Source organism: Mycobacterium sp., assembly GCF_032159775.1.
In the GTDB taxonomy this organism is placed as follows: domain Bacteria; phylum Actinomycetota; class Actinomycetes; order Mycobacteriales; family Mycobacteriaceae; genus Mycobacterium.
Genome location: NZ_JAVHWK010000218.1, coordinates 21,378 through 40,711, shown reverse-complemented (window position 1 = coordinate 40,711; position 19,334 = coordinate 21,378). Strand labels below are relative to the sequence as shown.

General features: G+C 66.6%; 18 protein-coding genes and 1 other RNA gene. 7 read left to right on the top strand and 12 right to left on the bottom strand.

Going from position 1 to position 19,334, the window contains the following annotated elements; genetic code table 11:
* Nucleotides 1-43 precede the first annotated feature (43 nt).
* Nucleotides 44-1,858, top strand: coding sequence for a 2-isopropylmalate synthase (gene leuA / locus QOJ24_RS27705; protein WP_526266891.1), 1,815 nt, complete (start codon nucleotides 44-46; stop codon nucleotides 1,856-1,858).
* Between the two features lie 22 nt (nucleotides 1,859-1,880).
* Here leuA and QOJ24_RS27700 read toward each other — a convergent pair whose 3' ends face one another.
* Genes QOJ24_RS27700 through QOJ24_RS27690 form a run of 3 tightly spaced genes read right to left on the bottom strand, consistent with a single transcriptional unit; the run spans nucleotide 1,881 to nucleotide 4,674 of the window.
* Nucleotides 1,881-2,333: a VOC family protein gene (locus QOJ24_RS27700; RefSeq protein ID WP_526266889.1), complete on the bottom strand. Its 453-nt coding sequence runs from the start codon at nucleotides 2,331-2,333 to the stop codon at nucleotides 1,881-1,883.
* On the bottom strand, nucleotides 2,330-3,496 hold the full coding sequence (locus QOJ24_RS27695) for a M24 family metallopeptidase (protein ID WP_526266888.1): 1,167 nt from the start codon (nucleotides 3,494-3,496) through the stop codon (nucleotides 2,330-2,332). The genes QOJ24_RS27700 and QOJ24_RS27695 overlap by 4 nt, the downstream gene beginning before the upstream one ends.
* A complete protein-coding gene (locus QOJ24_RS27690; RefSeq protein ID WP_526266886.1) occupies nucleotides 3,493-4,674 on the bottom strand; it encodes a M24 family metallopeptidase in 1,182 nt (393 codons plus the stop codon). Before QOJ24_RS27690 ends, QOJ24_RS27695 begins: the two co-directional genes overlap by 4 nt.
* A gap of 85 nt (nucleotides 4,675-4,759) precedes the next feature.
* On the opposite strand from QOJ24_RS27690, the gene QOJ24_RS27685 reads away from it, so the two are divergent.
* Complete coding sequence (locus tag QOJ24_RS27685) at nucleotides 4,760-6,022, top strand: cytochrome P450 (protein ID WP_526266884.1); 1,263 nt, start codon at nucleotides 4,760-4,762, stop codon at nucleotides 6,020-6,022.
* A 6-nt stretch (nucleotides 6,023-6,028) separates the two neighbouring features.
* On the opposite strand, the gene QOJ24_RS27680 is transcribed toward QOJ24_RS27685, so the two are convergent.
* On the bottom strand, nucleotides 6,029-7,018 hold the full coding sequence (locus tag QOJ24_RS27680) for a DEDDh family exonuclease (RefSeq protein WP_526266882.1): 990 nt from the start codon (nucleotides 7,016-7,018) through the stop codon (nucleotides 6,029-6,031).
* Between the two features lie 86 nt (nucleotides 7,019-7,104).
* Between QOJ24_RS27680 and QOJ24_RS27675 the strand changes: the two genes are divergently transcribed.
* Together QOJ24_RS27675 and QOJ24_RS27670 are read left to right on the top strand one after the other, a co-directional pair.
* Entirely contained in the window at nucleotides 7,105-8,340 is a 1,236-nt protein-coding gene (locus QOJ24_RS27675) for a MurT ligase domain-containing protein (protein WP_526266881.1), read from the top strand.
* Entirely contained in the window at nucleotides 8,333-9,049 is a 717-nt protein-coding gene (locus QOJ24_RS27670; RefSeq protein ID WP_526266879.1) for a type 1 glutamine amidotransferase, read from the top strand. The genes QOJ24_RS27675 and QOJ24_RS27670 overlap by 8 nt, the downstream gene beginning before the upstream one ends.
* 4 nt (nucleotides 9,050-9,053) lie before the next feature.
* On the opposite strand, the gene QOJ24_RS27665 is transcribed toward QOJ24_RS27670, so the two are convergent.
* The 3 genes from QOJ24_RS27665 to QOJ24_RS27655 form a co-directional block, all read right to left on the bottom strand.
* On the bottom strand, nucleotides 9,054-9,944 hold the full coding sequence (locus QOJ24_RS27665; protein WP_526266877.1) for a DUF559 domain-containing protein: 891 nt from the start codon (nucleotides 9,942-9,944) through the stop codon (nucleotides 9,054-9,056).
* A gap of 101 nt (nucleotides 9,945-10,045) precedes the next feature.
* On the bottom strand, nucleotides 10,046-10,657 hold the full coding sequence (gene recR / locus QOJ24_RS27660) for a recombination mediator RecR (protein ID WP_526266875.1): 612 nt from the start codon (nucleotides 10,655-10,657) through the stop codon (nucleotides 10,046-10,048).
* 9 nt (nucleotides 10,658-10,666) lie between these two features.
* On the bottom strand, nucleotides 10,667-10,999 hold the full coding sequence (locus QOJ24_RS27655) for a YbaB/EbfC family nucleoid-associated protein (protein WP_526266873.1): 333 nt from the start codon (nucleotides 10,997-10,999) through the stop codon (nucleotides 10,667-10,669).
* 104 nt (nucleotides 11,000-11,103) lie between these two features.
* Between QOJ24_RS27655 and QOJ24_RS27650 the strand changes: the two genes are divergently transcribed.
* Nucleotides 11,104-11,850 (top strand): Rv3717 family N-acetylmuramoyl-L-alanine amidase, encoded by a 747-nt coding sequence (locus tag QOJ24_RS27650; protein WP_526266951.1) that lies wholly within the window; start codon nucleotides 11,104-11,106, stop codon nucleotides 11,848-11,850.
* Here the strand turns inward: QOJ24_RS27650 and QOJ24_RS27645 are convergent.
* Nucleotides 11,847-12,287, bottom strand: coding sequence for an SRPBCC family protein (locus QOJ24_RS27645; protein ID WP_526266872.1), 441 nt, complete (start codon nucleotides 12,285-12,287; stop codon nucleotides 11,847-11,849). The two genes, QOJ24_RS27650 and QOJ24_RS27645, sit on opposite strands and share 4 nt — an antisense overlap.
* Nucleotides 12,288-12,351: 64 nt before the next feature.
* Between QOJ24_RS27645 and QOJ24_RS27640 the strand changes: the two genes are divergently transcribed.
* Together QOJ24_RS27640 and QOJ24_RS27635 are read left to right on the top strand one after the other, a co-directional pair.
* Nucleotides 12,352-13,731, top strand: a complete 1,380-nt coding sequence (locus QOJ24_RS27640) for an FAD-binding oxidoreductase (RefSeq protein WP_526266871.1) — start codon at nucleotides 12,352-12,354, stop codon at nucleotides 13,729-13,731.
* Nucleotides 13,728-15,044: an SAM-dependent methyltransferase gene (locus QOJ24_RS27635; protein ID WP_526266869.1), complete on the top strand. Its 1,317-nt coding sequence runs from the start codon at nucleotides 13,728-13,730 to the stop codon at nucleotides 15,042-15,044. The genes QOJ24_RS27640 and QOJ24_RS27635 overlap by 4 nt, the downstream gene beginning before the upstream one ends.
* 4 nt (nucleotides 15,045-15,048) lie before the next feature.
* On the opposite strand, the gene QOJ24_RS27630 is transcribed toward QOJ24_RS27635, so the two are convergent.
* The 4 genes from QOJ24_RS27630 to ffs all read right to left on the bottom strand — a co-directional run bounded on the left by QOJ24_RS27630 (nucleotide 15,049) and on the right by ffs (nucleotide 19,324).
* On the bottom strand, nucleotides 15,049-15,915 hold the full coding sequence (locus tag QOJ24_RS27630; protein WP_526266867.1) for an SAM-dependent methyltransferase: 867 nt from the start codon (nucleotides 15,913-15,915) through the stop codon (nucleotides 15,049-15,051).
* Nucleotides 15,916-16,046: 131 nt separating this feature from the next.
* Nucleotides 16,047-17,882: a DNA polymerase III subunits gamma/tau gene (locus tag QOJ24_RS27625; protein WP_526266866.1), complete on the bottom strand. Its 1,836-nt coding sequence runs from the start codon at nucleotides 17,880-17,882 to the stop codon at nucleotides 16,047-16,049.
* A gap of 39 nt (nucleotides 17,883-17,921) precedes the next feature.
* Nucleotides 17,922-19,205 carry an aspartate aminotransferase type Ic gene (locus QOJ24_RS27620; protein ID WP_526266865.1) on the bottom strand — a complete coding sequence of 428 codons (1,284 nt, stop codon included), beginning with the start codon at nucleotides 19,203-19,205 and terminating at the stop codon, nucleotides 17,922-17,924.
* 24 nt (nucleotides 19,206-19,229) lie between these two features.
* Nucleotides 19,230-19,324, bottom strand: an RNA gene (gene ffs, locus QOJ24_RS27615) — signal recognition particle sRNA small type.
* Nucleotides 19,325-19,334 lie beyond the last annotated feature (10 nt).

The following is a 19,334-nucleotide window of genomic DNA, read 5'->3' as shown; positions in this document are numbered from 1 at the left end:
CGATGCGCCGGTCGAGTCCCTTTTCACTCCCGGAGCAATCATCGTGAACACCCCGAATTCCAGTCAGAGGTCCGTCGACGCATTCACGTCGGCACGCACCATCACCACGCCGTCGGGCGCCCCGAACAACGGGCAACCCGCATGGAACACCCAGCGGCGCACATCGATGCCGACCAGCCGGTACCGGCCCTTCGCCGAAGAGGTCGAATTCATCTCGGTCCCGGATCGGACGTGGCCCGACAAGATCGTCGACACGGCACCGCTGTGGTGCGCCGTCGATCTGCGCGACGGTAACCAGGCGCTGATCGACCCGATGAGCCCGGCCCGCAAGCGGCGCATGTTCGACCTGCTTGTCCGCATGGGTTACAAGGAGATCGAGGTCGGCTTCCCGTCGGCCAGCCAGACCGACTTCGACTTCGTCCGCGAAATCATCACCGAGGGCGCCATTCCCGACGATGTCACCATCCAGGTGTTGACGCAGTGCCGGCCCGAGTTGATCGAGCGGACGTTCGAGGCGTGCGAAGGCGCACCGCGCGCCATTGTGCACTTCTACAATTCGACGTCAATCCTGCAGCGGCGCGTTGTGTTCCGTGCCGACCGGGATGCGGTCAAGACCATCGCCACCGACGGTGCCCGTCAGTGCGTCGACGAGGCGGCGAAACGTCCAGGCACGCTGTGGCGGTTCGAGTACTCCCCCGAGTCCTACACCGGAACCGAACTGGAGTACGCCGTCGAGGTGTGCAACGCCGTCGCCGACGTCATCAAGCCGACGCCGGACTGGCCGCTGATCGTCAACCTGCCCGCGACCGTCGAGATGGCCACGCCAAACGTCTACGCCGACTCGATCGAGTGGATGAGCCGAAACCTGAGCCCGCGGGACAGCATCATCTTGAGCCTGCACCCGCACAATGACCGCGGAACCGCCGTCGCCGCAGCGGAATTGGGCTATCAAGCAGGAGCCGATCGGATCGAGGGCTGCCTGTTCGGCAACGGCGAGCGCACCGGAAACGTCTGCATCGTCACGCTGGGTCTGAACCTGTTCAGCCGCGGTGTCGACCCACAGATCGACTTCTCCAACATCGACGAGATCCGGCGCACTGTTGAGTATTGCAACCAGCTGCCGGTGCACGAACGCCACCCGTACGGCGGCGATCTGGTGTACACGGCGTTCTCGGGCAGCCACCAGGACGCCATCAACAAGGGCCTGGACGCGATGAAGGTGTCCGCCGACGAGGCCGACGCCGACGTCGACGACATTCTCTGGCAGGTGCCGTATCTGCCGATCGACCCGAAGGACGTCGGCCGCACGTATGAGGCTGTCATCCGGGTGAATTCGCAGTCCGGCAAGGGCGGCGTCGCCTACATCATGAAGGCCGACCACGGCCTGTCGTTGCCGCGGCGGCTGCAGATCGAATTCTCACAGGCGATCCAGAAGATCACCGACGGTGAGGGTGGCGAGGTGTCGTCCAAGGAGATGTGGGACGTCTTCGCCGAGGAGTACCTCGCGCCGGTGCGGCCGCTGGAGCGCATCCGCCAACACGTCGACGGGTCAGAGGTGGACGGCGGCATCGACACCATCAACGCCGTCGTCAAGATCGACGGCGTCGAACGCGAGATCAGTGGATCGGGCAACGGCCCGCTCGCCGCGTTCGTCGATGCGCTGTCCGGCGTCGGGATCGACGTCAGCGTGCTCGACTACTCCGAGCACGCGATGTCCTCGGGTGAGCAAGCCAAGGCCGCCGCCTACGTCGAGGCATCGGTCGACGGCCAAACGATCTGGGGCGTCGGCATAGCCACATCGATCACCACCGCGTCGCTGCGTGCGGTGGTGTCGGCGATCAACCGCGCCAGCCGCTAACCGCTTCTGATGCCGGTGACGGCTACGGGCGGGGAGGCAGGTTGTCCACCCAGCTGTCGGGAAGAAGCTCGATCAGCTGCCCGTCGGGGTCGCGAATCATCGCGAAATGTGCGCTGACGGTCTCGTCGACGACCGATCCGCCGAAACTCTGCACCTGCGCCAGCACCCCTGCCAGGTCGGACACCGACAGCGACATGTGGGTGAGCCCGACTTCGTCCATCACCCGCTCCGACCCGGCATGCACGTCACGCTTGGAGTAATCGATGAGCTCGAGCACGACACCGTCGCTGACCAGATAGGTCGCCCGAACACCGATGGGGCCATCCAGCTGCAGAAGCTTGGCCGTGCCCGCGTCGGGCAGCTCGAGGTCCCGCCAGAACGTGAAGCCGAGCAGGCCCTCATAGAACCGGCGCGACCGCTCGCGGTCGGCCACGCACAGACCTATGTGGTTGAAAACCGTTCGGTGTTCGCTCATGACATCCTCGTGTATCGCGTGAGCGTCGATGCTCCGTTGCCTGCCAGCTCGACCGTGGCACGCTCGAGGCAGCCGCCGACACCTTCTTCCGTCATCCACGATTGGACGCTGAGCACCATGCCGTCGTCCAGTGCGGCGTCTCGCCCACGGCCCAACCCAATGAGGGGCGGCTCGGCACCCAGGCCCAGACCGTGGGCCAGCGGCACGGGGCAGTCACCATTGCCTTCGTTCTCCCATACCCGGTAAAGGTCGGCACCGGTGTTACCCGGTCGGCAGGCGGCCAGCAGCGCATCCATCGATCGGGCACAACGAGACGCCAGGTCCGTCGCCGCCTTCCCGGCCGGGCGACCAGCCACTCGGGTACGGGCCAGGCCGGACTCGTAGCCGGCATACAGCGCTCCAGGAGCAAGCACGACGAGCTCACCGTCGCCGATCGGACGGTCGGATGCGAGATGGCGAAATGCCACCCGCCCCTGCGAAGTTGTCGCGAAGCAGACGCTTTCCGACGGCGGGTGTGGCGCACCAAGACCCGCCACCCGCTCATCATGAAGACCGAGCAGTTCGCGCTCGGTGATGCCAGGCGCCAACGCCTCCTCCATTGCGCTGAGCCCGGCTTCGGCGATCGCGGACGCCACCTCAAGACAGGTGACCTCGTCGGGCGTCTTGATCCGTCGAGCGGCCGCCATCACCGGCGTGGCGTCGACAAGTTCGGCGTCGGTGACGAGCGCTGAGATCAAACCCTTGAACCTCGGTGTCAGCCCATCGGTGCCGACGATTCGGGCCTCACGCAGGCCGGGGACCCTCGCCAGGTCGGCAGCGAGGTTGGCCGGGTTCCAGCTCATGCGGTAGAGGTCGTCGTAGCCGATCTCGGGCGGCACGCCCTCGTCCCAGGTCGACAGCAGATGCACGCGAGCGGTCTGCCTCACCGCGACCGCCACCGGGGCGAACGGCAGCACGCCCGACCGGCCGAGCTGACGAGCTCCCGATACGTACCGGACGTTGCCGACACCGCCGAGCATCAACGCATCGACGCCGTGGCGTTCCAAACCGGTGAACACCTTGTCGCGCCGGTCTTTCCGAAGCCGCGCGAAGTCGACGCGCGCGTCGTCCTCGAGGCCCATCGTCCCGACGCGCAGTCCGCGGTCTCTCGGTTGGGGGCTCACTCGCTGCCCCCGAAGGGCTCGTACGTCGAGCCGCTCAACTTGATCCAGCCCGTATCCGTCACCGCCACAATGTCTTCCGATCGATAGCCGGAGCACCCTTCGTCCCAGATGACCGGTTCGAACACGGCCACCATCCCCGGCTGCATGATCAACCGTTCGTCGAAGTGGTCGCCGAGGTCGGTGCCGATGAGCGGCATTTCTGCGCTGTCGACGCCGATGCCGTGTGCCAGATAGAAGTGGTCGATCCACGGGCGCACGCCGTCGTTGGCCTCGATTGCCGCCTTCCCGAGTTCCCGCGCTGACACGCCGGGCTTCAGAATGTCCAAAGCGGCGTCGACGACGCCCCTCCACCGGTGAAACTGGTCCTGCTGCTTGGCATTCGGCACCGCGGCGCGACCGGTGATCCACGTCCGGCCGTAGTCGGAGGCATATCCCTGCCAGGTGATGCCCGCGTCGACCCAGATGATGTCGCCATCGCGGAGGAACCGGTCGGTGGTGACCGTCGGATACGCGATGTCGCCGTGCACGGTCCACGGCCCGAGTTCGAGCGTCGGGGCCATCACCTGCCAGATCGGGTCGATCGCGTTCGCTGACGCGCCGAGCTCGAACACCCGGCGCAGGAACACCGCGCTCAAGTCGACCTGCCTTGTACCGGGGCGCAGCAACTCCCTGGCGTCGACCATCGCCAGCTCGTTGAGCAGCTGCGCGTTTCTGATACAAGCCACCTCGTCTGGGGTCTTGAGCAGCTTGGCCGGACTCACCACATCCGCCGCGTCCATGCACTCGACATCGGGCAGCGCCCGCAGGACCGGATGCGTTTGGTGGTCGATGCCGATGCGGGCGCCCGGCGCGAAGTGATCGGCGATCGCCGCGGCGAACAGCTCGATGCCGTCGTCGAGATCCGGGAAGAGCGGGCCGTGCACATGGTCATCCGGCAGGTCGCCTGGCACTCCATCGCCGTACATCGTGTAAAGGTGCGGGGCCGAATCTCCCTTCACCACAACAGCAACCGTGCGGAACAGTGCGGCCCGGTCGCCGTCCTGGCCCGGCTCGGCGGCACCCGTCGCATAGGCGACCGAACTCGAACCGAGCAGAACCAGACCGTCGACACCTTGCGCGTCGAGTTGGTCCTGCAGCCGAGCGAACCGTTCGCGCCGCATCCGGGCGATGTCGGGCATCGCCGGGATCGCCTGCCCGCCGATCGTTGCGCCCGCCGGCCAATCGTCGATGGCTCAACCTCCTTAAGGATGCAAAGATAGCGCAATGGGCCGCCCAGACGTCAGCGCAGACGTGATCGTCGATCTCGACCACCATTCGAACGACTACAACCGCAATGAGCACGCGATCAACGACGATCTGCGTCGTCGTTGTCCGGTCGCATGGAACGAGCGCTACGGCGGGTTCTGGTTCGTCACCGGCTATGACGCGGTGACACAGGCGGCCCGAGACGGCGACACCTTCGCGCACAAGTACGAACCCGACGCAGCCGACGGCGTGAACTACCAAGGCGAAATGGGTGTGCCACGGCCGCAGGGCCAGCCGCCGCTGGGCGTCGGCGAGGTCGACGGGCCGTACCACAAGGCGTTGCGGCGCGCGCTGATGCCGTTCTTCTCATCGGGGGCCGTCGACGGGATGCGACCGTTCATGGAGCAGTCTGTGCACTGGTTTCTCGATCAGCGGATCGCCGACGGACAGATGGATCTGGTGCTCGATTTCGCCAGCCCCGTTCCGGCGATCCTGACGATGAAATTGATGGGTCTGCCGTACGACAACTGGCAGCTGTATGCGAACCTCTTCCATTCCGTGATGGCCGCTTCCGGCGGAGACGAGTACGACAGAGCCATCGCCGAAGTCCCCGCGATGCTCGACGGCCTGCTCGAGTTCACCGCTGCCCGACGGGCCGACCCCGGTGACGACCTGACGAGCTTCCTCGTCCAGTTCGAGTTCGACGGCAGGCGACTCGACGACAAACAGCTCATCGACATTCTCTGGAACCTCATCGGCGGCGGCGTCGACACGACGACGTCACTGACCGCGCTCAGCCTTCTGCACCTCGGCACCCATCCAGATCTGCGACGGCAGCTCATCGACCGTCCTGCGCTGTACCGCACCGCGGCGGATGAGTTCCTGCGCTACTTCTCGGTCAACAAACAGCTCAGCCGCACCGTCAGCCGCGACACGGTCCTTGCGGGCCAACAGCTTCGACGCAACGACCGAGTCCTCATCAGCTGGATCGCGGCCAACCACGACGACCAACAATTCGAGTGCCCGCGCGACGTGCTGCTGGACCGGTCGCCTAACCACCACGTCGCGTTCGGACTGGGCCCGCACCGCTGCATCGGTGCGCCGCTCGCGCGTGTCATGTTCGAGGTGATGGTCAAAGGCGTTCTCGACCGCATGCCCGATTACGTCGTCGACCTCGACGGTGTGACGCAGTACGCGGGAAACCCGACGATGACGGGGGTGAGCAAGCTGCCGGTGACATTCACGCCGGGGCAGTCGTGGGGGACGCCACCCGTTGGGTGAGCTGGCTCAGAACAGCGCGAACTGCCCGCCGTGCAGGGTGTGGTCGGTGAACTCCTCGATGTCGGTGCCACCGATCACGCCGTCGAGGTGGTCGAAGAACTCGGTGTCGGAGACGAGCGGCACACCCAGCTCATTGGCCTGGTAGCCCTTGCCCTGTTCGGGCTTCGGCTCGTTGCAAATCACCAGCGACGTCTCCGGGTCGACGGCGTCGGCGTAGGCCAGCCCGGCGTGCAGGATGCGCTCGACAAGCTCCTCGTGGGTACGTTTCACCTCCGCGGACAGCGCGACGCGCATGCCCTGCACGAGCGGGCGGCCGCGGACGAAGCGGCCCGGGTTGAGGTACGGGCACGGCAGCCGCGACGCGATCATCTTCAGCGGTCGAAGCTCCTCATGGGTGACCAACCCGCTGGGCCAACGTCGCCGCTCGACAGCCCGCAGCGGCAACCAGACCTTGCGCTCACGCGCCCGAACCAGGGCCGGCTTGAGGATCTGAGCCAGCACGAGCGCGTCGTCGAGCGCGTCGTGCGGCCTCATCTGGCTGATGTCCCAGTGCGCGGCCAGCGTCTCCAGCCGCATGTTGTCGCAGCGGAGGTCGAGCCGACGGGCGAGCTCGACCGTGCACATCACGGTGTCGATCGGCAGCTCCACATCGGCAAGTTCGGCCTCGGCGGCCAGGAACGAGTAGTCGAAGCCGACGTTGTGCGCCACCAGGGTGCGTCCGCGCAGCACCTCGACCAGGTCGGGAGCGACGTCCGCGAAGCACGGCTGCCCGGCGAGCATCTCGGCCGTCAGGCCGTGCACATGCGTGGGCCCCGGGTCGACACCGGGATTCAGCAGGCTGGAGACGCTGCGCTCGACGTTGCCGTCATCGCCGACGGCCAGTGCCGCGACGCTGACGATGCGGGCCTGCCCGGGCCGGAAGCCGGAAGTCTCGACGTCGACGACAGCCCAGCCTGCGCCGGGTTCGGCTGCCGGCCGGCCCCAGATGTGGCTCACACCGTCAGGATGGCACGGCGATCCGACATCTCTCGTTAGGCTGCTCGGCCGGTGATGCCGCGTGTCGGGGACCTAAAATGCCGGGGATGGTTACCGCTCGTGGACGTATCGCGCTGGCGGCCGGGTCCGCCGCACGCTGGTCGTCGCGGGTGACCGGCCGCGGCGCCGGCGCGATGATCGGCGGACTCGTCGCGATGACGCTGGACAAATCGGTGCTTCGCCAGCTCGGTCGGAGCAGGCGCACCGCCATCGTGACGGGCACCAACGGCAAGTCGACGACCACCAGGATGACGGCCGCCGCCCTCGCCACGTGCGGTCCCGTCGCCACAAATGCCGAGGGCGCGAACATGGATGCGGGTCTGGTGGCGGCGTTGGCGGGCGCGCGCGACGCCGAGCTGGCGGCGCTGGAAGTCGACGAAATGCACGTTCCGCACGTCGCCGACGCCGTCGACCCGATGGTGATCGTGCTGTTGAACCTGTCCCGCGATCAGCTCGACCGGGTCGGCGAAATCAATCACATCGAGCGCACGCTGAGGGCCGGGCTCGCGCGTCACCCCGAAACCGTCGTGATCGCCAATTGTGATGACGTGCTGATGACGTCTGCGGCCTACGACAGCCCGAACGTCGTCTGGGTCGCCGCAGGCGGCGGCTGGGCCAACGACTCGGTGAGCTGTCCCCGCAGCGGTGAGATCATCGTTCGCGACGGCGCTCACTGGTATTCGACGGGAACCGATTTCAAGCGGCCCAGCCCGCAATGGTGGTACGACGACACCACCGTCTACGGCCCCGACGGATTTTCGGCGCCGATGCAGCTCGCGTTGCCGGGAACGGTGAACCGCGGCAACGCCACTCAGGCGGTGGCCGCGGCCGTGGCGATGGGGGCCGACCCGTCGGCCGCGGTGAAGGCGGCCGAGGGTGTCGACGAAGTCGCGGGGCGCTACCGGACCGTGACGCTCGGCGCGCACACCGTGCGGATGCTGCTGGCCAAGAACCCGGCGGGCTGGCAGGAGGCGCTGTCGATGGTTGACACCGACGCGGGCTCGGTGGTGATCTCGGTCAACGGGCAGGTCCCCGACGGGGAAGACCTTTCTTGGCTGTGGGACGTCAACTTCGAGCATTTCGTCCACCATCCCGTTGTCGCGGCGGGTGAGCGGGGTACCGATCTGGCCGTTCGGCTCGGCTATGCGGGCGTCGCGCACACGTTGGTGCACGACGCCGTCGAGGCCATCGCGTCGTGTCCGCCCGGCCACGTCGAGGTGGTCGCGAACTACACCGCGTTTTTGGCTCTGAACCGCGCGTTGGGCAGGGGCGGCCGTGGCTGACTCGACGGTGCGGATCGGCCTGGTGCTTCCCGACGTGATGGGCACGTACGGCGATGGCGGCAACTCGGTTGTGTTGCGGCAGCGGTTGCAGCGCAGAGGTTTTGACGCCGAGGTCATCGATATCACACTGGACGACCCGGTGCCGTCGACGCTGGATCTGTACACGCTCGGCGGCGCCGAGGACTACGCGCAGCGGCTCGCGACCAGGCACCTGATCCGCTACCCCGGCCTGCAGGAGGCGGCGGCCAAGGGCGCTCCAGTGCTGGCGATCTGCGCGGCGATCCAGGTGCTCGGACACTGGTATGAGACGTCGGCGGGTGAGCGTGTCGACGGCGTCGGGCTGCTGGACCTGACGACGTCGCCGCAGCTGCGGCGGACCATCGGCGAGGTGGTCAGCCAACCGCTGCCCGCCGGGCTGACCGACCGGCTGACCGGTTTCGAAAACCACCGTGGCGGGACGGTTTTGGGTGCGGATGCTCAGCCGCTGGCCAGGGTCATCTCGGGTGCGGGTAATCGCGAGGGCGACGGTGTGGACGGTGCGGTGCAGGGCAGCGTCGTCGCGACGTATCTGCACGGCCCGTGCCTGGCCCGCAACCCCCAGCTCGCCGATCACCTGCTGTCGCGCGTCGTCGGCGACCTCCCGCCGTTGGACCTGCCCGAGGTCGACCAGCTACGCCGCGAACGGCTCGCCGCACCCCGCCGCGTGTAGCGCGTCACGCAGCGAATGTGCGGGTGAACCGCGCAAGTTCGTCGATATCGACATCGCAGCCGCGGGCTATCAGGGCCGCTTCGACCCTCGCTATGACATCCCTCGGCTTGTCCTCGGCGATGACCCGTATCACGATCCATCCCAGTGATTCGAGCATGCGTAGCCTGGCGATGTCCTTGACATACTGCCGCCGGCTCTTCCGGTGGTGATCCCCGTCGTATTCGACGGCGACCTTGAAGTCGCGCCAGCCCATGTCGAGGAATGCGACCGGACATGTGCTCCCCGACAGAACTGGAATCTGTGTTTCAGGCCTTGCGAATCCGGCGTCCAACAACCACAACCGGAGACTGCTTTCGCGTGGAGACTCCGCCCCACCATCGACGAGCGGGACCAGTTCCAGCAGCCGCCGAAGGCCGGGTGCTCGCGGGTACCGATCACCGAGTGCCAGGACATCCGCACGGGAGAACGGCTGATTCCACATCAGCGCATCAAGGCGGGCGAGCGCCTCCGTTCGCTCGAGGTGTCGCCCCATGTCGAAAGCGGTGCGCACTCTGGACGTCACAGGCAGGCCGGACGCTCGGGCGATCTCATCAGCGGCGATGCGGTCGACCCGGGAAACGAGACCGGGCTGTGGGCGCATTTTCACACCGACGAGTTCGATCGGCACATCGGGATCCACCCAGGGCGCACCATACAAAGCTGATGCCGCGACGCCTGCCACCACGCCCTTGCGGCCCGACGCCAGCCAGGCGGCGATCGCCCGGTCCCGCAGAGACAGGTCCGCATCTTTGCGCGCGTAGACACCGCGATATACCGGGCTGTACCAACGTCGCAGCTCGTGACGAGTTACCCGGCCGGCGGCCAATTCTTTACTGCCGATAAACACTTCAGACATAAGGGCATCGTGCACGTGTGCACCGACAAGTCACATCGATCCTCGTTTTGCAGGGAAAGTTCGAGAAAGTCTGTGCGAAACGTGGATCGATGTGACTCAGCTCAGGTCAGTGCGCGGCGCCCCGAGAGCGCGCGACTGAGGGTCAGCTCGTCCGCGAATTCCAGGTCACCGCCCATGGGCAGGCCGGAAGCGATACGCGTGACGGACAGCCCCGGGATGTCGCGCAGCATTCGGACCAGATACGTCGCCGTCGCCTCACCCTCGGTGTTCGGGTCGGTCGCGATGATCACCTCGGTGATGTCCACACCGTCGACGCGTTCACCAATCCTGTTGAGCAGCTCGCGAATACGCAACTGCTCGGGACCGACACCCGACAGCGGATCCAGCGCACCGCCCAGCACGTGGTACCGGCCGCGGAATTCCCGGGTGCGTTCAACGGCCTGCACGTCCTTGGGCTCCTCGACGACACACACCACCGACGCGTCGCGGCGTGAGTCAGAACAGATCCGGCAGCGGTCTTCGTCGGAGACGTTGCCGCACTCCACACAGAACTTGACCCCGTCGCGGACCTTCCCCAACACCGCGGTCAGCCGGTCGATGTCCGGCGGCTCCACGGATAGCAGGTGGAAGGCGATGCGCTGGGCGCTCTTCGGGCCGATGCCCGGCAGCTTGCCCAGCTCGTCGATCAAGTCCTGGACGGGGCCTTCAAACATTGCGGTAAGTCAGAGCCCCGGTAGGCCCAGATCGCCCATGCCGCCTGCGAGCGGTCCGAGCCGCTCCTGGGCGAGCAGGGTGACTTGCCGCGCGGCGTCGGCGTGCGCGCCGACGATCAAGTCCTGCAGCGTCTCGACATCGTCGGGGTCGACGACCTTCGGGTCGATCGACACGGCCACCACCTCGCCGCTGCCCTTCATGGTGACCTGGACAAGGCCGCCGCCGGCCTGCCCGTGCACCTCGGTGTTGGCGAGCTGTTCCTGGGCTTCCATCAGCTGCTGCTGCACCTGTTGCGCCTGCGCGAGGAGCGCCGACATGTCGGGCTGGCCTCCGGGTTGCATGACAGTCCCCTTGCGTATTGGTCTCGACTTGGTTGCGCTCGCTGGCACGCGGCGTTTTGGCCTTTCAAGCCTAGACGCCCGGGCGCTACCTTGACGCCGTGCACGTGTCAGCGACCCTGCGTGTCGGCGCGACTGCGGCTGCTTGCCTAGTCGTCGCCGCGTCGACGCTTGCCAGCCCAGCATCAGCCGCCCCCGCCAACATCGCGGGCATGATCGTCTTCCTCGACCCCGGCCACAACGGCTCCAACGACGGCTCGATCAGCCGCCAGGTGCCCACCGGCCGCGGCGGCACCAAGAACTGCCAGGAAAGCGGCACCTCGACCAACGACGGCTACCCCGAACACTCCTTCACCTGGGAAACGACGCTCCGCATCCGGCAGGCACTGACGGCGCTCGGCGTGCGCACGGCGATGTCGCGGGGCAACGACACCGGGCTGGGACCGTGTGTCGACGAGCGCGCGGCGATGGCCAACGCGCTCAAGCCCAACGCCATCGTCAGCATCCACGCCGACGGCGGCCCGCCCACCGGCCGCGGATTTCACGTGCTCTACTCGTCGCCACCGCTCAATCAGGTGCAGGCGGGACCGTCGGTGCAGTTCGCGCAGACCATGCGCGACCAGTTGCAGGCCTCGGGCCTGGTGCCGTCGACCTATGTCGGGACCGGCGGCCTCAACCCCCGCTCCGACATCGCAGGCCTCAACCTGGCGCAGTATCCATCGATCCTCATCGAGCTCGGCAACATGAAGAACCCCGCGGACTCGGGCCTGATCACCACCCCCGAGGGCAGACAGAAGTACGCCGACGCCGTCGTGCGCGGTATCGCGGGTTTCCTCGGGGTGCAGACCCGCTAGCCGGCTTCCACGGCCTTCTTGAGGTTGTCCAGCACCTCGGCCTGAATCTTCTTCAGCCCCAGCGGTGCAAACGTCTTCTCGAAGAAGCCGCCGATGCCGCCCGCGCCCTGCCACGACGTCTTGACGGTGACCGACGAGCCGGGTCCGGCGGGCGCGACGGTCCAGTTGGTCACCATCGAACTGTTGGCGTCCTTCTCGATCACGGTGTGCCCGGCGACGTCGACGGTGGCTTTCACGTCGCGCACCCGCGACTTGGTCGCCTGCAACTTCCAGCTCGCGACGGTGCCAGCGCCCTGGCCACCTTCGAGAACCTGGTAATCGTGGTAATGCGGCGACAGGATCCTCGGGCGGACCGTTGTGTAATCCGCCACAGCCGCCAACACCTTTTCCGGTGTGGCGTCGATCAAGACGCTGCTGGAGGCGCTGACCTGTCCCATCTCCAATGACTCCCCTCGTCGTGGTGCGGTCGCATCGGCCGCGGCCGCGGACTAGCGTATATGCGTGTCTGTCCCGGCTGCCGAAGCACGTGCTGCGCACGCCGCAGGCGTGCAGCGACTCCTTGCCAGCTACCGCGAGATCCCCCAGTCGGCCACCGTCCGGCTAGCCAAGCCGACGTCCAACCTGTTCCGCGCCCGCGCCGAGAGCGACGCGAAGGGCCTGGACGTCTCGGGGCTGACGGGTGTGGTGTCGGTGGATCCCGACGCGAGGACAGCCGACGTCGCGGGCATGTGTACCTACGAGGACCTGGTCGCCGCGACGCTGCCTTACGGATTGTCGCCGCTCGTCGTCCCGCAGTTGAAGACCATCACCCTGGGCGGCGCGGTCACTGGGCTCGGCATCGAGTCGACGTCGTTCCGCAACGGCCTTCCGCACGAGTCGGTGCTCGAGATGGACATCCTCACCGGCACCGGCGATGTAGTCACCGCATCGCAGGAGCAGAACGCCGACCTGTTCCGCGCTTTTCCGAATTCATATGGCACGCTTGGCTATTCGGTCCGCCTGAAAATCGAGCTGGAACCCGTCAAGCCGTTCGTGGCGCTGCGACACCTGCGCTTTCGATCGCTGCGCGATCTGGTTGCGGCGATGGACCGGATCATCGAGACGGGCGGCATCGACGGCGCCCCGGTTCACTATCTCGACGGCGTCGTGTTCAGCGCAGACGAGAGCTACCTGTGCGTCGGCGTGCAGACAACCACACCGGGGCCGGTCAGCGACTACACCGGCAGGGACATCTACTACCGGTCCATCCAGCATGACGGCACCGAGAAGCACGACCGGCTGACGATCCACGACTACCTGTGGCGCTGGGACACCGACTGGTTCTGGTGCTCGCGGGCGTTCGGCGCGCAGAACCCGCACATCAGGCGCTTCTGGCCGCGGCGCTACCGGCGCAGCAGCTTCTACTGGAAATTGATCGGCTACGACCGGCGCTTCAACATCGCCGACCGGATCGAGAAGCGTAATGGGCGGCCGCCCTTGGAGCGCGTCGTGCAGGACGTCGAGGTGCCGATCGGGCGGTGTGTCGAGTTCCTCGACTGGTTCCTGGCCAACGTGCCGATCGAGCCGATATGGCTGTGCCCGCTGCGGCTGCGTGAAGACGGGAACTGGCCGCTGTACCCGATCCGGCCGCATCACACCTACGTCAATGTCGGATTCTGGTCGTCGGTCCCCGTCGGGCCGGAGGACGGCCACACCAACAAGCTGATCGAACGCAAGGTCAGCGACCTGGACGGACACAAATCGCTGTACTCCGACGCGTTTTATTCTCAGGAGGAGTTCGACGAACTCTACGGCGGGGAAGTCTATAAAACCGTCAAGAAGGCATACGATCCCGATTCACGTCTCCTCGACCTATACGCAAAGGCGGTGCAAAGACGGTGACGACATACAAAGAGCAGCAGACGAATGCGCCTGCGCGAAAGCTGACACTCGCCGAGATCCTGGAGATCTTCGCCGCTGGTCAGCAGAACCCCCTGAAGTTCACCGCGTACGACGGGAGCACTGCCGGACCCGAGGACGCCACCGTCGGGTTGGACCTGCTGACCCCGCGCGGCACCACCTATCTCGCCACGGCGCCAGGGGAACTCGGGTTGGCCCGCGCGTACGTGTCCGGTGACGTTGCGCCGCTCGGCGTGCATCCCGCCGATCCCTACGAGCTGCTGCGGGCGCTCGCCGACAAGATGGACTTCAAGCGGCCGCCCGCCCGCGTGCTGGCGAACATCGTGCGCTCCATCGGCATTGAGCACCTCAAGCCGATCGCGCCGCCTCCGCAGGAGGCGCTGCCTCGCTGGCGCCGCATCGCGGAAGGCCTGCGGCACAGCAAGACCCGCGACGCCGAGGCGATCCATCACCACTACGACGTATCGAACACGTTCTACGAATGGGTCCTCGGCCCGTCGATGACCTATACCTGCGCGTGCTATCCGCATCCCGACGCATCGCTGGAAGAGGCGCAGGAGAACAAGTACCGGCTGGTGTTCGAGAAGCTTCGGCTCAAGCCGGGTGACAGACTGCTGGACGTCGGCTGTGGATGGGGCGGGATGGTCCGTTACGCGGCCAGCCACGGCGTCAAGACGATCGGTGTCACGCTATCCAAGGAGCAGGCGGCGTGGGCGCAGAACGCCATCGCCGAGCAGGGCCTCACCGACCTCGCCGAGGTCCGTCACAGCGACTACCGCGACGTTGCCGAATCCGACTTCGACGCCGTCTCGTCGATCGGACTCACCGAGCACATCGGTGTGCAGAACTATCCGGCGTATTTCAGCTTCCTGCAGTCGAAGATGCGGGTGGGCGCACTACTGCTCAACCACTGCATCACCCGGCCGGACAACCGGACCACCCCCTCGGCGGCGGCTTTCATCGACCGCTACGTGTTCCCCGACGGGGAGCTCACCGGCTCCGGCCGGATCATCAGCGAGGCGCAGGACGTCGGCCTGGAAGTCGTGCACGAGGAGAACCTGCGCCACCACTACGCATTGACGCTGCGCGACTGGAGCCGCAATCTCCTCGAGCACTGGGACGAGGCCGTCGAGGAGGTCGGGTTGCCCACCGCGAAGGTGTGGGGCCTTTACATCGCGGGCTCACGGCTCGGTTTCGAGACCAATGTCGTTCAGCTGCACCAGGTCCTGGCGGTCAAGGTGGATGGCGGCGGCAACGACGGCGGTTTGCCGTTGCGGCCGTGGTGGACAGCCTGACGTACTAGCCGAACGGCTTCGCGGTGAACCCCCACCGCAAGAGTGCCGCGTCGCGGCGCGGCCGCCCACGCAGATCGCTGCCCTGCGCACGCGAGCGACGGCCGCTGTTGCCCACTCCTGCCAGCCAATGGGCCTGCAGGTAGGGCAGCGGGCGCGCGTAGCCGGATCTCATTCCATCCAGTCCGGCGCGGGCCAACTCGGCCGAAAGTTCAGCGTGCGTGAATCCGGCGGCTTCGCTTGCCAGCGCATCCTTGAGCAGTACAGGCGGCATCGAAGGATCCACACAGGGGACGAGCGCCTCGAGCGCAGTCGGGTCGTTCAGGCGTTGAAAGTCGAAAATCCACACCGCGGCCCCACTGCTTCGCCGCAGTGCAGATATCTGACGCAGCGCTCCTCGCATGACGTCGAAGTCGGGTAGTTGATGCAGCGTCCAAACACACGAGACCCCGTCCCAATCCGAAGCGGCCAACCGATCGGGCAGAGCGGTGATATCGGCTTCCACCAGTTCCACGCGGTCGGCCAAGCCCTCGGCGACGAGAAGCGTCCTGGCTGTCGCGAGCATGTTCGGCGCCAGATCCACCGCCGTGGCCTGGATATCGGGCCTCCTGCGCAGCAAAGCGGTCAGAGCCCGCCCAGAACCGACCCCCAAGTCGAGCAGCCTGGCGTTCTCTGGCAGTAGTGCGTCCAGTGCCCGGGCACTGAAGTCATACACCGCTATCTGGCCGGGGTTCGATACCCCGCCCTCGTGAAATTGAGCCACCGATTCGACGTCGTCCATCACCATCGGTTCGGGTATCCGCTCGCGGCCAGTCGGGTGGCGTCGCTCCCGCGCCACGATCAGCGGGATACGCCACAACGGTCGAACGGTCATCTCAGCAGTCAGACACCCGATCGGCCAAGCGCTGTGTGTTAGCCAAAGATTTGAACAGTTTGGTTATTATCTACAGCGCAAATACGTTTCATGAATTCAATCGGAGCACTCCGCTTTGCTCGGCTATGCCGTCAAGGACTATCGATCCGACGAGCCCCGAGTTCGTTCTGCAGCAGTTCAAGGGCTGCTTCCTCCGGATCGCGGCGCACGGTCTCGGAGGTGTCGCTGCCCGCCTCGGCCAGCATGTCGTCCTCCTCGTCGCGGGGGACCTCGGTGACCGCGGCGGCCGACGACGAGGCCACTTCGCCTGCCGTCCCGACTTCGTAGCGCACCTTCAGCCCCACACCGAGGGCGTCCTTCAACGCCTCCTGAACGACTTCGGCGTTGCGGGACTCGTTGAGTCGCTTTGCCAGCGGCGAGGATTCGTGGTTGAGCAGCAGAGTGCCGCCATCAACGGTGCGGACGACGGCACCGGCGAGCATGACCGCCAGCGAGCGGCTGCGATCCCGCACCTTGTCGAGCACGGTCGACCACTGCCTGCGTATCGCGGCCGCATCGGGTTCACCGGCTGCGGCAACGGCAATGGGTACCTCCACCACCGGGTCGGCGGGTGGCTGCGCGGGTGGCGGTGACGGAGGCGGCGGCTCGATCGCTTCGGGCGCAACGGGTTCGGGCGCAACGGGTTCGGGCGCGGAGGCCTCCGGCGCCGTCGGCTCCGGTGGCGGCACGGCGGCCTTCGTCTTGCGAACGAACTGCTTCGACGGTTTCGTCGGCTGCGCCGACACCGCGGTGGCACTGTCGACGGGAATCGACATGTCCAGCCGCGTCTCGATGCGCTCGAGCCGTTGCAGCAGAGCGGATTCCGTGTCGCTGGCCGACGGCAACAACAGGCGCGCACACACCACCTCGAGCAGCAGCCGTGGCGCCGTCGCCCCACGCATCTCGCCGAGGCCTGCGTGCACCACCTCGGCGTAGCGCGTCAGCGTTCCCGCTCCGAGACGGGCGGCCTGATCGCGCATCCGCTCGAGCACATCGCCTGGCGCGTCGACCACCCCTCGTGCGGCGGCGTCGGGCACCGCCTGCAGCACGATCAGATCGCGGAAGCGTTCCAGCAGATCGGTGGCGAACCGGCGCGGATCATGGCCCGCGTCGATGACCCCCTCGATCGCACCGAACAAGGCGGCGGCGTCGCCTGCGGCCAGCGCGTCGATGGTGTCGTCGATCAGGGCCACGTCGGTGGCGCCCAGCAGGGCAAGCGCCCGCGGGTATAGCACCCGGTTGCCGTCGGCGCCGGCGAGCAACTGATCGAGCACCGAGAGGGTGTCGCGGGGCGAGCCGCCGCCTGCGCGGATGACCAGTGGGTAGACGGTCTCGTCGACCTCGACGACTTCCTGCACGCAGATGCGCTCCAACAGCGACCGCATGGTGCGCGGCGCAAGCAGCCGGAAGGGGTAGTGGTGGGTGCGCGAGCGGATGGTCGGCAGCACCTTCTCCGGTTCCGTGGTCGCGAAGATGAAGATCAGGTGGTCCGGCGGCTCCTCGACGATCTTCAGCAGCGCGTTGAAGCCCGCCGTGGTCACCATGTGCGCTTCGTCGATGATGAAGATGCGGTACCGCGACTGTGCAGGCGCGTAGAACGCGCGGTCGCGCAGCTCGCGGGTGTCGTCGACGCCACCGTGGCTGGCCGCATCCAGTTCGACGACGTCGACGCTGCCGGGCCCGTTGGGCGCAAGGGCGACGCACGAGTCGCACACCCCGCACGGCGTCGGGGTCGGACCCTGCTCGCAATTGAGTGACCGGGCCAGGATCCGCGCCGACGACGTCTTACCGCAGCCGCGAGGGCCGGAGAACAGATACGCGTGGTTGATCCGCCCTGCGGTAAGCGCGGTGGAAAGCGGTTCGGTGACGTGCTCCTGGCCGACCACCTCGGCGAAGGTCGCGGGTCGGTACTTGCGGTAGAGCGCCACGCTCAGCAGGCTACCGAGGCGGTCTGACGGGTCGACACCTCAGTCCTTCAGCAGGGCTTCGGTGGCGGCAAGCAACGCGCACGTGGCAAGCCCGTGAATGGCCTCCCGCAGGTCGGGCAGCGCCGGAAATGTCGGGGCGATCCGAATGTTCTTGTCCTCCGGGTCTTTTCGATACGGGAATGACGCGCCGGCCTCGGTGACGGCGATACCCGCGTCCTTCGCAAGCGAAACGGTGCGACGGGCAGTGCCCGGCCACACGTCGAGGTTCACGAAGTAGCCGCCCTTGGGGTCTGTCCACGATGCGATCTTCGACTCACCGAGCCGGTCGCCGAGGATGTCGCCCACCAGCGCGAACTTGGGGGCGAGCAGCTGCTGATGACGCTGCATCTGCAGCCTGACTCCGTCGGCGTCCTTGAAGAACCGCAGATGGCGAAGCTGGTTGACCTTGTCGGGGCCGATCGACTTCTTTCCTGCGTGCTGCAGATACCAGGCGATGTTGGCAAGCGATCCGCCGAAGAAGCTGATGCCCGAGCCGGCGAACGTGATCTTCGAGGTGGACGCGAACACCAGCGGCCGGTTCTGGTTACCCGCTGCGGCGGCCAGCCCCAGCACATCGATCTGCTGCACCGGGTCGTGGGTCAGGGTGTGCACCGCGTATGCGTTGTCCCAGAACAACCGGAAATCGTTTGCGGCCGTTCGCATTTGCACCAGCCGTCGCACCTTTTCCCAAGAGAACGTGACGCCGGTCGGGTTGGAGAACACCGGCACGCACCACATTCCCTTGATGGTCGGGTCGGCGGCGACGAGCTCCTCGATCAGGTCGACATCGGGACCGTCCTCGAGCATCGGCACGTTGATCATCTCGACGCCGAGGCTCTCGGTGATGGCGAAGTGCCGGTCATAGCCGGGCACCGGGCACAGGAACTTGACGGTGGGCTCGTCGCGCCATGGCCGCGCCGAATCCACCCCGCCGTGCAGCAACGAGAAGACCACCACGTCGTGCATCAGTTCGAGGCTGGCGTTGTTGCCGGCGATCAGGTTCTGCACCGGGATGCCGAGCAGCTCGCCGAAGATGGCGCGCAGCTCTGGCAGGCCGTGCAGCCCGCCGTAGTTGCGGGTGTCGGTGCCCTCACCGTCGCGGTACGCGTCCTTCCCCGAACCCGGCAGGTCCAGCAGCGCATTGGACAGGTCCAGCTGTGCGGGTGACGGCTTGCCGCGGGTCAGGTCGAGTTTGAGTTGCTTGGCCTGCAGGTCGGCGTAGTTGTTCTTCTGCGACTGGTGCTGCGCTTGCAATTCCTCGCGGCCGAGCGAGTGAAACGACACGATGCGTCCTCAATGTCGGAGGAAATAAGGGGACCCCGCGCACCCGACAGAGCCCATTGACCCTTGCTGCCTTCCGGCCCTGGGGGAGTTCACAGGATAGACGCCGCGCGGGGTCCACGGCGAGTGTAA